The sequence below is a fragment of the Yokenella regensburgei genome (assembly GCF_051486985.1).
Lineage (GTDB): Bacteria > Pseudomonadota > Gammaproteobacteria > Enterobacterales > Enterobacteriaceae > CBFFRJ01.
Genome location: NZ_JAHVDV010000034.1, coordinates 44,122 through 55,898 on the forward strand (window position 1 = coordinate 44,122; position 11,777 = coordinate 55,898).

General features: G+C 53.4%; 9 protein-coding genes. 2 read left to right on the forward strand and 7 right to left on the reverse strand.

Annotated elements, in window-relative coordinates; all coding sequences use genetic code 11:
* Positions 1 to 2: 2 nt before the first annotated feature.
* The 6 genes from KXR87_RS19765 to KXR87_RS19790 all read right to left on the reverse strand — a co-directional run bounded on the left by KXR87_RS19765 (position 3) and on the right by KXR87_RS19790 (position 7,547).
* Entirely contained in the window at positions 3 to 1,241 is a 1,239-nt protein-coding gene (locus tag KXR87_RS19765) for an MDR family MFS transporter (protein ID WP_437433920.1), read from the reverse strand.
* 13 nt (positions 1,242 to 1,254) lie between these two features.
* Positions 1,255 to 2,016 (reverse strand): ABC transporter ATP-binding protein, encoded by a 762-nt coding sequence (locus KXR87_RS19770; RefSeq protein ID WP_437433921.1) that lies wholly within the window; start codon positions 2,014 to 2,016, stop codon positions 1,255 to 1,257.
* Positions 2,013 to 3,053, reverse strand: a complete 1,041-nt coding sequence (locus tag KXR87_RS19775) for a FecCD family ABC transporter permease (protein ID WP_437433922.1) — start codon at positions 3,051 to 3,053, stop codon at positions 2,013 to 2,015. Before KXR87_RS19775 ends, KXR87_RS19770 begins: the two co-directional genes overlap by 4 nt.
* On the reverse strand, positions 3,053 to 4,051 hold the full coding sequence (locus KXR87_RS19780; protein ID WP_437433923.1) for an ABC transporter substrate-binding protein: 999 nt from the start codon (positions 4,049 to 4,051) through the stop codon (positions 3,053 to 3,055). The genes KXR87_RS19775 and KXR87_RS19780 overlap by 1 nt, the downstream gene beginning before the upstream one ends.
* A 635-nt stretch (positions 4,052 to 4,686) precedes the next feature.
* Positions 4,687 to 6,150, reverse strand: coding sequence for a pyridoxal phosphate-dependent decarboxylase family protein (locus KXR87_RS19785; protein WP_437433924.1), 1,464 nt, complete (start codon positions 6,148 to 6,150; stop codon positions 4,687 to 4,689).
* 11 nt (positions 6,151 to 6,161) lie between these two features.
* Positions 6,162 to 7,547 carry a diaminobutyrate--2-oxoglutarate transaminase gene (locus KXR87_RS19790; protein ID WP_437433925.1) on the reverse strand — a complete coding sequence of 462 codons (1,386 nt, stop codon included), beginning with the start codon at positions 7,545 to 7,547 and terminating at the stop codon, positions 6,162 to 6,164.
* Positions 7,548 to 8,163: 616 nt separating this feature from the next.
* On the opposite strand from KXR87_RS19790, the gene lysC reads away from it, so the two are divergent.
* On the forward strand, positions 8,164 to 9,525 hold the full coding sequence (gene lysC / locus KXR87_RS19795) for a lysine-sensitive aspartokinase 3 (protein ID WP_437433926.1): 1,362 nt from the start codon (positions 8,164 to 8,166) through the stop codon (positions 9,523 to 9,525).
* A 95-nt stretch (positions 9,526 to 9,620) separates the two neighbouring features.
* On the opposite strand, the gene KXR87_RS19800 is transcribed toward lysC, so the two are convergent.
* Positions 9,621 to 9,944, reverse strand: a complete 324-nt coding sequence (locus KXR87_RS19800; protein WP_437433927.1) for a hypothetical protein — start codon at positions 9,942 to 9,944, stop codon at positions 9,621 to 9,623.
* A 292-nt stretch (positions 9,945 to 10,236) separates the two neighbouring features.
* On the opposite strand from KXR87_RS19800, the gene KXR87_RS19805 reads away from it, so the two are divergent.
* On the forward strand, positions 10,237 to 11,511 hold the full coding sequence (locus KXR87_RS19805) for a glycoside hydrolase family 10 protein (RefSeq protein ID WP_437433928.1): 1,275 nt from the start codon (positions 10,237 to 10,239) through the stop codon (positions 11,509 to 11,511).
* Positions 11,512 to 11,777: the final 266 nt, after the last annotated feature.

Here is an 11,777-nt window from a genome sequence, read left to right on the forward strand (position 1 = left end):
TCTTACTTATCTTTAGAGGTTGAGCGCAAAGGGCGGCAAATAAAGCACATTGCGATGGCGCTTAACAGTGGGAAAAGGGCTAACTGCAACCAGGGGAGCATGGCCTTCGTCGAGGGGGTTAATGCGTTATCAAGCATATCGCCCAGCAGTAAATTGCCTGCCAGAACGGCAATGCCGCCCGCCGTTGCCAGCGCACCATAGTGGGCACCAAGCGTTGAAGGCGTGGCAAAAGACGGCACCAAATCTTTTGCCGCCGGCACCAGTAACATTTGCCCCAGCGTCAGCAGGGTAACAAAACTCGCCGCAGGTAACAGGCGATGCCAGGAATCTGGCGGCGGAGTAGCGGCAAAAAGGGCAATGCTCAGAAAGGCCGCAGACAGAAGCAGGAAGCCTGCCGGCAGAATATGACGTGCTCCAATACGCCGCGCGAAGCGGGCCAGCGGCAGTTGTAAAAGAATAATCAGCAGCGATGCCAGCATAAATAACGGGCCGAGATCTTTCTCACTCCCCCGGGCCCGTGCTATCTCAACCGGCAAGGCAAGATAAAGCTGGTTATAGCTCAACAACCATGAGCTATAGGCAACAATGAAGGCGACAAAGCGTGGCTGGCGGAAGGTTCTCCACCAGGGCGTGATCTGTAACGCTTGTACAGAGCGTCTGTCGGCTGGGAGACAAAAGTGCAGCACAACCAGTGCAATCACAAAAACCACCGCCCCTGCGATGGCCACCTGCCGGAATCCCAGTCCTGCCAGCAGCGCACCGGCCACCGGGCCGAGTACGGCACCCAGTTCGCCACAGACGGCAAAAAGTGCAAACCATTCCGCACGGCTGCGTTTTCCCTGACTCTCACTCTCTGTTCCCGCCTTCGCCAGTAACGCTTCAATCGATGGAGAGAAAAGGGCGCCGCCAATGCCCGTCAGACAGGCACCGAGAATAACCGGCGCAACGCTTTCACTCAGCGCCAGTAAAAGGTAACCCACTACCCGGACAACACAGCCGCAAAGGATGACAGTGCGGGCACCGAAGCGATCGGAGAGCGCGCCACCGAGAATAAACATTCCCTGCTGCGAAAAGGTACGCAGCCCAAGAATCAGACCAATCATCCCCCCAGACAGCAACATGTCATCGCGAAGGAAGATCGCCAGGAAGGGGACAACAGCATAGAAGCCGATGTTGAAAACAAACTGGCTGCCGGGTAAAACGGGAAGCCAGAGTCGGGAAGCAGGGCGAGGAAAAGGCATACCGCTCGTCTTTTCAGATTAAGTAATGGATGTGTTTCTTGCCATGAAATGCCGAGGTTTCAATGCGGGTTTTTACCCTGAAGACCTCCCACAACAGCTCTTCGGTGAGGAGCGTTTGCGGTGAACCACTCGCAACCACCTGGCCCTGTTGCATCACAATTAATGCGTCACAGAACATAGAGGCATGATTCAGGTCATGAATGGCCACAATGCTGGTCACCGGCAGATCGCTGATGAGTTTCATCAACTGCATTTGATGGTGAATGTCCAGGTGGTTAGTCGGTTCATCCAGCAGGATCTCACTCGGCGCCTGCGCCAGTGCTCTGGCGATATGCACACGCTGGCGCTCGCCACCCGATAAACTCAGCCAGCCCTGATCGCTTTTATCAAGCATATCCACCCGCATAAGCGCCGCATTTACCCTCTCGTCATCCTCCTTACTCCAGCCGGAAAAGGCGGTGTGGTGGGGAATTCGCCCCAGTTTAACCACATCCCTGACGCGCATGTTTGATTCGGTCATGCCGTGCTGTTCGACGAACGCTACCCGCCGTGCAAGCTGTTTTTTAGGCAGGCGAGCAATGTTATTGCCATCAAGCGTAACCGTGCCAGCATGAGGGCGGCGCAAACCGGCGAGCACACGCAGTAATGAGGATTTTCCTGAACCATTCGGCCCCAGCAATCCCACCGTTTGCCCAGGTAATACGGTAAGCGAGACATTGTTTACAATGACCTTTTTACCTACCTTCCAGCTAATATTTTCAGCAGCAATGCTCATGACCTGTTCCTTGAGCGATAGATAATAACGGCAAAAAACGGTACGCCGACCAGGCCGGTAACCACGCCAACCGGCAGGCTTTGTGGCGCGATCAACAAGCGTGAGGCTATATCAGCCAGCACCATCAGGATGGCGCCTGCCAGCGCGCTGGCAATCAGTAAAGTGCGGTGAAGCGGGCCGAAAAAGAAGCGCATCATATGCGGCACGACCAGACCGACAAAACCAATGGAACCCGCCATGCTGACAATGGTGGCCGTCATCAGTGCAGTTGCGGTAAAGAGGATCAGGCGTACCCAGGAGACATTGATACCGAGCGAAGCAGCGGCATCATCCCCGAAGGTGAAAGCATCCAGCGCACGAGAGTAGTAGAGACAGACCGCCAGACCAAGCAGGATAACTATCAGTGCCAGTTGAAATTCCGGCCAGCGCACGCCGCTAAAGCTGCCCAGCAGCCAGAACATGACATCTCGTGCCTGCTGCGCACTGGCTGACGTACTGATGGTATAGGCGGTGATGGCGTTAAAGAGCTGTGAAGCGGCCACACCTGCCAGAATGGTCCGTTCATTACCGCCACGTGCGCCGTTGGTCAGTAACGCCACAAAGGCGAAGGCAGTAAACGCACCGGCAAACGCGCCCGCAGAGAGAGAGACCGCGCCGGTTCCTATCCCTAATACTACGACGGACACCGCACCGGTTGAGGCTCCGGCCGACACCCCAAGAACATAAGGTTCCGCCAGTGCGTTCTTTAATAAGCTCTGCAGTACCGCGCCACAGATAGCCAGTCCTGCGCCACAACAGGCCGCGACCAGCGCACGGCTTAAACGAAAGTCCCAGATAACGCTTTCATAGATTCGATTGAGGGGCACATCGGTAAAACCAAGGCGATTGGTAACTGCGCTGATCACGCTGCCAAGTGGAATAGAGAGTTCGCCAACGCTGACACCCACGGCGATAACCAGCAGTAACAAGACCAGCGCCAGCACGGAGGAGATGCTGAGTAGCAGGCCCTGCCGGGCCTGTTTTACCGCCTGAACCATCAGTTAAGCCCCATTTTTCTGAGCTGTTCAGCAATTTGTTCTGCGCCATAAATGGTGCGAATGGTTGGGTTCATTGCCTGACCATCCATCACCACAATGTGGCCTTTTTTGACCGCATCAAGCTGGCTGACTGCAGGATCGCTTTTCAGGAATTTGATTTTTTCTTCTGCGTTATCCAGTGCCCAACGATTACGGTCAAGGCTGGACACCACAATGACGTCCGGGTTTGCGGCGATGATGCTTTCCCAGCCCACGGTTGGCCATTCAGTTTCAGAGGTGATGGCGTTATGCCCACCCAATACATTGGCAATAAAGCCGGAGGCGCTGTTTTTACCTCCAACGTAGGCGTCAGAGGAGGGCGATGAACTGGAGAACCAGAACACAAAGGAGAGATCTTTTTTATGCTTGCCAAATTCCGTGCGCAGGGCGTTTTCGCGTTGTTTAAAATCTTCAACCAGCGCACGGCCACGATCTTCTACATTAAAAATAGTTGAAAAATCAGCGATTTCTTTATAGAGGAAGGTCATATCCCACAGTTTCTGGCGGCTGCCGTACATGTCGCCGGTCGCTTTTTTCGTGGCACACATTCCCGGAGACATGTAGCTGTTTACGCCAACAGTCGCGAGATCTTCGCGTTTAGCAACCTTACTTTCAGGCCCCAGTAACAGCGGTAACTGGGCAGGAACAAAATCGGGATTTTGGGATAGAACGGCTTCAAGGGTCGGGATTTCAACGGTCAGCGTTTTAACTTTTTCGTTTTGTTTGGCCAGTGAAGGAAGGACTTTTGTCGGCCAGAACGCGCTGGCAACCACGTGGTCCTCAAGCCCGAGCAGTAATAAAATCTCCACGGTGTTTTGCCCCAGAGCCACCACACGTTCCGGTGCCTTAGTAAAGGTTTCCTGATAGCCACAGTTCTCAATAGTAACAGGGTAAGTCGTCGCAAAAGCGGGACTGACCGAAGCGAATATCATACCTAACGCACTGATGACCTTTTTCATGGAACGCTATCCTTCATTGAATGGTAGTGGCGACCCTGTATCCGGGCTTAACTTAAATGTAAATGATAATTAATACCTTGGGCGCGGTTTTATACAATGCGGAACAAAGCGTGTCAAACGAAGATCTAACGCGCTGTAATTAAATAGTTAGACGGGTGATATTGGTAAACAGCGTTTTACGCAGGCTACAGAAAACCGTTTCTGTTGTTAATGCGAAACCAATGATTACTCACGCGGTTAATATCAGACCACGCGACAACGTCCCGCTAAAGGATTCACGCGAAAATCATGCTGAAAGGTGACATGAATTCTCCAAAGGTGTGAACGCGCGCTGGAGTCTGCTTAGTGTGTTGAGGGGCATTGTAGGTAAAGATAACGAAGCCGCCTTAAGAGTGAGAGACAAAATGGAGGTTCTTGAGCAGCACAACCATGAGCACAAATCAGCGTATTCTCTCTTACGTTACCTTGGTGCGCATAATGTATATTATGTTAAATGAAGGAGTGAGGGCACTATCATTGACGCTGTTTGCTTACCTTACCGCACCCTTTCTCTCTACTCATAACCTGTCGTAACTGTTATTCAAAAAAAACCGGCTGCATTTCTGCAACCGGCTTGATTCAGGCACTCAGGGCTGTCAGGCGTTCAGCAACTGCATACCGCACGCTTCCACACTGGCAAGAAGCACTTTTACATCTTCCAGGTTTACCGTTGGGTTCAGCAAGGTCAGCTTCAGACAGGTTACGCCATCTGCTTCCGTTACTCCCACGTTCGCCGCACCAGATGCCAGTAAGGCATCACCGATGCGCTGATTGAGCAGCGCGACAGATGCGGTATCGCCGCTTTCCGGACGGAAACGGAAAAGCACGCTCGCCAGCTGCGGCTTCATTACCAGTTCCAGAAGTGGCTGCCCGGTGACGAACTGCGCAACGTCCTGCGCCAGCGTTACGCCGTTATCAATAATTTCGGCATACTGCTTTTTACCCAGCGCTTCAAGGCCCATCCACAATTTCAGGGCATCGAAACGGCGCGTGGTTTGCAGAGACTTGGATACCAGGTTCGGTACGCCCTGCTCTTCGTCAAAATCTGAGTTCAGATAGGCTGCCTGATAACGCATCAACTGATAATGATGCGCATCTTTTAACAGGAACGCGCCGCAGCTGATGGTCTGGAAGAACTGTTTGTGGAAATCCAGCGTAACGGAATCCACTAACTCCAGGCCATTCAGGTAATGACGATACTTCTCGGACAGCAACAGCGCACCGCCCCAGGCAGCATCGACGTGCACCCAAATATTCTCTGCTGCTGCCAGTGCCGCAATCTCCGCTAACGGATCGATAGCGCCCGCATCGGTCGTACCGGCAGTAGCAACGATGGCCATGACCTGCTCACCCCTGGCTTTTGCCAGCGCAAGTTTCTCGGCAAGATCGCTCACGTCCATGCGCGAGAATTCGTCCGTTTTCACCAGAGTAACGGAACGGTAACCCAGCCCCATCAGCGCCATATTCTTCTGCACAGAAAAATGTGCATTTTCAGAACAGAACACTTTCAGCTTACTGAGATCACCGGTCAAACCGTTCTGCTGTACGGAGTGACCCTGACGGGCAAAAAAGGCATCACGCGCCAGCATCAGGCCCATCAGGTTACTCTGCGTACCGCCGCTGGTGAACACGCCCGCGTCACCGGCGGCGAAACCGACCTGCTCACGCAACCATTCAATCAGTTTCACTTCCATAATGGTGGCGGATGGACTCTGATCCCAGGAGTCCATGCTCTGGTTGGTCGCATTGATAAACACTTCTGCGGCCTGGCTAATCACCAGGCTCGGGCAGTGTAAATGCGCCACACATTGTGGATGGTGAACGGACAAGCTGTCCTTCAGGAAGTATTCAACCGCACGTTCAATAGCGGCCTGGTTACCCAGGCCTTCAGACGTAAACGCCAGGTTGATGCGCTCGCGCAGTTGCGCAACGGTTTTACCCTGATACATTTCAGGTTGCTTCAACCACTCCACCACCGCCTGGGTGCTTTGGTCGATAGCGTCCTGATAGGCAGCGATACTTTGCGCAGAACCTGAAAGAATCAGATTTAAATCAGACATGTAAACTCCGATTAAACAGGTTTTACGCCGGCAGCCAGCATTGCGTTTTCAAATTTATCGAGGAAAATTTCCAGTTCAGCATTGGAAATTAACAGCGATGGCAGCAGACGCAGCACACAACCATGACGGCCGCCGCGCTCAAGGATCAGACCAGCCTTGAAGCACTCTTTCTGCAACAACGCAGAGAGTTCGCCATCCGCCGGGTAGCAACCCATATGATCCTGCGCTTCGTCAGGTTTAACGATTTCGATACCGATCATCAGACCCAGGCCGCGAACGTGGCCGATGACCGGGTAACGTTTCTGCAGCTCAGCCAGTTTGCCTTTCAGCCACTCACCCTGGCTGGCGACTTTGTCGGCAATGCCATCGTCTTTCAGGATCTTAAGCGTAGTCAGGCCGGTCGCCATCGCCAGCTGGTTACCACGGAAGGTACCGGTGTGGTGACCAGGTGCCCAGGCGTCGAACTGTTTTTTGATACCGAGAACCGCCAGCGGCAGACCGCCGCCCACCGCTTTGGACATCACAATAATGTCTGGCTCAATACCTGCGTGTTCGAAGGCAAAGAATTTGCCGGTACGTGCAAAACCAGCCTGCACTTCGTCGAGGATCAGGACAATGCCATGTTCCTGGGTCACTTTACGGATGCGCTGTAACCATTCAGCGGGAGCCGGGTTAACACCGCCCTCGCCCTGCACAGCTTCCAGGATCACCGCAGCAGGCTTACGCACGCCGCTTTCAACGTCATTGATCAGGTTATCAAAGTAGTAAGTCAGCGCTTTTACGCCAGCTTCACCACCAATACCCAACGGGCAACGGTACTGATTCGGATAAGGCATGAACTGCACTTCCGGCATCATGCCGTCCACCGCTTCTTTTGGAGAAAGATTGCCGGTAACAGAGAGCGCACCGTGGGTCATGCCGTGGTAACCGCCGGAGAAGCTGATGACACCTGAACGACCGGTAACTTTTTTGGCCAGTTTCAGCGCCGCTTCAACGGCGTCAGCGCCGCTAGGTCCTGTGAATTGCAGGCAGTACTCTTTGCCCTGACCTGGCAGCAGCGACAGCAGATAAGATGAAAACTCATCTTTCAGCGGCGTGGTCAGATCGAGCGTATGTAACGGTAAGCCACTGGTAATGACACTTTGGATGCTTTGAAGCACTTCAGGATGGTTATGACCAAGCGCCATAGTCCCGGCACCTGCGAGGCAGTCAAGATATTGATTATTTTCAACATCGGTAATCCAGACACCCTGCGCTTTGGCAATTGCCAGAGGCAGTTTACGCGGATAACTCCTGACGTTAGATTCAAACTCAGCTTGTCTTGCTAAAAAGGTTTCATTGCTTTGCGGTAATGAATTAGCACTCAAAGAATCAATACGGACTTTATCCGTCATCATATCACTCCTACAACCGCGGGTATCAAGAACGCCGGGTTGAATAAAGGTTAATGGTTAGGGTTGAAAAAAACGCGGCTAATATATGTTGTTTTAGCAGCGGACTCAACGTTTTATTTCTTGCGGTTTATTACAAAAAATTTCCTTTCAAATCATACCGTTATTTAACACAAACAACGAAGCCTCTTTTATAAAAATTATTATTTTTTTCATCGGCTTATCTTAAAGAGTAAGGAAAACGTCGATCCCAACGGTTAAATCACTTACTATGCCCGCGCTAAATATACCTGGACGGCGAGCCAACAGGTTTTTTTTAACAACAACGGATCCGAACTTTAACGTTCGGACGTGACGATTTCACGACAAACGTTCCGGGTTGCGAATGAGTAAAAACTCAATTCCGATAAGAAAAAGGAAACCAATAATTTAAGCCATATAATGCGCATCACACCCCGTAGCGTGTGCAGGCAAAACACGTTATCGACAACAGGACCGTACTCCTGGGTTGTAATTAGAAATGTTCGCGGGCGGACATTTCGTAAGGCGAAGTCACCTTCCCTTAAGCCGAGAATGAAAATTTTCTTGCCATCTCGTGATGGCGCCCTGAAATGAGATTGTTATGACTCGCATTTATCCACAAATCGTCGTTGCCAAATTTGGCGGTACCAGCGTTGCCGATTTTGACGCGATGAACCGTAGTGCCTCCATCGTCCTTGCTGACAGCGATGTTCGTCTCGTCGTGCTGTCTGCCTCCGCAGGCGTAACCAATATCTTAGTCGAACTTGCCGCAGGTCTGCCAGGCGGTGAGCGGCTGGACAAGATTGAAACGCTGCGTACCATCCAGTACAACATCATCTCCCGCCTGAAACAGCCTGAAGCCATTGGTCAGGAAATTGATCTGCTGCTGGAAAACATCAGCCGTCTGGCGGAAACCGCAGAGCACAGTGCCACGACCGCGCTGAGTGACGCGCTGGTCAGTCATGGCGAGTTGATGTCCAGTCTGTTGTTTGTCGAAGTCATGCGTGAGCGTGGTATCGATACGCAGTGGTTTGATGCCCGTAAGGTCATCCGTACGAATGACGCCTTTGGCTGTGCGGAACCCCAGATAGCAGAAACTGCTGAACTGGCAGAAAAACTGTTACGCCCGCGTACTGAGCAGGTTCGGGTGATAACCCAGGGATTTATTGGCAGCGATACGACCGGCAAAACGACAACGCTCGGCCGCGGTGGCAGTGACTACAGCGCCTCACTGTTTGGCGAAGCGTTGCATGCGGCTCGCGTGGATATCTGGACAGATGTTGCCGGGATCTACACAACCGATCCGCGTATCGCGCCCAAAGCGCAGCGCATGGAGAGAGTCTCCTTCTCTGAAGCCAGCGAGATGGCAGCCTTTGGTGCCAGGGTGCTTCACCCCCAGACCATGCTCCCGGCGATACGCAAAGACATCCCGGTTTTTGTCGGCTCTAGCAAAACGCCCTCGGCCGGCGGAACGCTGGTTTGTCGGCATGCTGATAACCCACCCCGTTACCGTGCACTGGCGGTGCGACGTAAACAGACGCTGCTCAAACTTCATAGCCTGAATACGCAGCCAGCCTGCAGCTTCCTGGCGGAGATGTTTGCCGTACTGGCTCGCCACCATACCGCGCTGGATCTGGTGACAACGTCGGAAACCAGCATTGCACTGATTCTCAACTCCTCCAGTGCGACCTCCGGTAATGTGGATTCGCTGACCACCGCCTTACTGACCGAACTCTCTTCGCGCTGCCGCGTAGAGCTGGAGACGGGGCTGGATCTGGTGACCCTGATAGGCAACGAGCTCACCCAGGCATCTGGGGTGTGCAAAGATGTCTTTACCGAACTGGAAAAACATCATGTGCGCATGATTTGTCACGGTGCGTCTGATCAGACGCTCTGTATCCTGCTGCCAGCAGATGCTTCAGACAACGCAGTCAGGGCGTTGCATCGCGCGCTGTTTGAATAACGCGTGTTTTACGGGCGAGTCAGTAGCGACTCGCCCGCCGATGCGTTGATACCTGCTTCCTTCTTTAAGCCTTGCCTGGGTGTGCCGCCTGCCCTCTATTTTTGAATGACTAACTGCCAGTAAGCTTTCATTAACTCTTCCGGGTTGGAAGGGACTTTTCCGGGCTGCATTGCGGCTCGCAGGGAGGAGGTATCAGCCTGCTCCAGTACCTGAACAATCTGCCAGCCAGACTTGGCTAGTTGCGGGATAGTCCCCGACACACCTGCGCCACAGGTGAACACGATACTATCTGAAAGCGCGGCGTTGCCGGAAGCTTGCGAAACGGTATCAGACTTACAGACATGCGCCTCACCTGCAAAGGCCACACCTGGCAGAACGGTGAAAATAAGTGCGAGGGCAAGACGTGTGTGCTTCTTCATAACATCTCCTTGTTGGGATTGATTCAAACGCACCATTTAGGGCCACATTTCAGTGGTGTGCAAGCCTGGGTGACCTACGAATTTACGTAGGTACTTTGTATGGACCTTCGTAAAGCGCGGGAACGGACGGGTGGTCTTCATAATATATGCAGCCTTTACATCATTGACTTACCCCTGAATAAGCCGAAAATGAGCCTCCAGGCGACAACCCGAAAACGAAAAACTGGAGTATCCCATTAACCGCTCGCGTCGTTTTTATCCGCTAACGAAACTGAAAAAAAGTTGTGCGTACATGGCAGCGGCCTTTTTACTCGCCAGTTGCACTCCGAAAGCCCCTGTCTCGCTTGTTACGCCACTGCCTCCGGTTAGCACGCATCCTGTTGCGGATAAATCGCAGCAGAACAGAGAGCCGATGCGCGGGATATGGTTAACCACGGTCTCCCGTCTTGACTGGCCGCCGTTAAATTCGGTGAATGGGAGCAGCCCGGACGTGCGTATTCGCCTTCAGCAGGCAGCGCTGATCGCGAAGCTCGATAAGCTGAAAAGCCTTGGCATCAACACGGTCTTTTTTCAGGTGAAACCTGACGGCACGGCGCTCTGGCCGTCGAAGATCCTGCCTTGGTCAGATATGTTGACGGGCACCATCGGTATGGATCCGGGATATGATCCTCTGCAATTCATGCTGGACGAAGCCCACAAACGCGGCATTCGCGTACATGCCTGGTTTAACCCGTACCGGGTTTCCACCAATATCAAACCCTCCACTGCGGCGGAGCTTAACCGTACCCTGCCGCTGAATCCGGCAAGCGTTTTTGTTCTGCATCGCGACTGGATCCGCACCTCCGGCGATCGCTATGTCCTTGATCCGGGCATCCCGGAAGCGCGCGACTGGATAACCAGCATCATTGCAGAAGTAGTGGCGCGTTATCCTGTCGATGGTGTGCAGTTCGATGACTATTTCTATACCGAATCGGCAGGGTCTGCGCTTAATGACAGCACGACGTTCAGGCAGTACGGTCAGGGGTTCGTTTCTAAGGCTGACTGGCGGCGACATAATACCCAACTGCTGATTGAGCAGGTCTCGCGCACTATTAAACAGCTCAATCCCAACGTGGAATTTGGCGTAAGCCCGGCGGGCGTCTGGCGTAATCGCTCTCACGACCCGGCCGGGTCTGAGACGCGGGGGGCAGCGGCTTACGATGAATCCTACGCCGATACCCGACGCTGGGTACAACAGGGGTTGCTTGATTACATTGCGCCTCAAATCTACTGGCCATTTGCGCGCGATGCGGCCCGTTACGATGTGCTCGCAAAATGGTGGGCAGAGGTGGTAAAACCGACGAAAACGCGACTCTATATTGGCGTAGCACTCTACAAAGTCGGTCTCGCAGCAAAAAATGAGCCTGACTGGATGGTGGGCGGCGGCGTGCCGGAGCTGAAAAGACAGCTGGATTTAAATGACGCAATTCCGCAAATCAGCGGCACCATTTTGTTCAGAGAGGGTTATCTGGATCAGCCGCAAACGCGGGATGCGGTCAGCTACCTTAAGCACCGGTGGGGTGAGTAATCGCCCTCCTCCTGATGCCGGACGGCGACTCGCTTTTCCCCCTCGCCCCACCGGGGAGAGGGTCGGGGTGAGGGGAAACGGGCGGCGCTGAGGTATGTTACGTTCACCTCCAGACCAGCTGAACATGCCGAAACAGTCACCCGTGAACGTGCAAAGGGGGCCACCGCGGCCCCCTTTGCAATCCCCGCGGCCCCGCACCGAAACCGGTGCTGCGCACTGCGCTCACCTCCCGGCCCTCAGCCTGCGGCCGGTTTGACTCGCCGTCC

Coding starts and splice junctions, on each gene's coding strand:
- KXR87_RS19800 (WP_437433927.1), bottom strand. CDS start 9,944: ATGAAGAAGCACACACGTCTTGCCCTCGCACTTATTTTCACCGTTCTG.
- KXR87_RS19805 (WP_437433928.1), top strand. CDS start 10,237: ATGGCAGCGGCCTTTTTACTCGCCAGTTGCACTCCGAAAGCCCCTGTC.
- KXR87_RS19780 (WP_437433923.1), bottom strand. CDS start 4,051: ATGAAAAAGGTCATCAGTGCGTTAGGTATGATATTCGCTTCGGTCAGT.
- KXR87_RS19775 (WP_437433922.1), bottom strand. CDS start 3,053: ATGGTTCAGGCGGTAAAACAGGCCCGGCAGGGCCTGCTACTCAGCATC.
- KXR87_RS19770 (WP_437433921.1), bottom strand. CDS start 2,016: ATGAGCATTGCTGCTGAAAATATTAGCTGGAAGGTAGGTAAAAAGGTC.
- KXR87_RS19785 (WP_437433924.1), bottom strand. CDS start 6,150: ATGTCTGATTTAAATCTGATTCTTTCAGGTTCTGCGCAAAGTATCGCT.
- KXR87_RS19790 (WP_437433925.1), bottom strand. CDS start 7,547: ATGATGACGGATAAAGTCCGTATTGATTCTTTGAGTGCTAATTCATTA.
- KXR87_RS19765 (WP_437433920.1), bottom strand. CDS start 1,241: ATGCCTTTTCCTCGCCCTGCTTCCCGACTCTGGCTTCCCGTTTTACCC.
- lysC (WP_437433926.1), top strand. CDS start 8,164: ATGACTCGCATTTATCCACAAATCGTCGTTGCCAAATTTGGCGGTACC.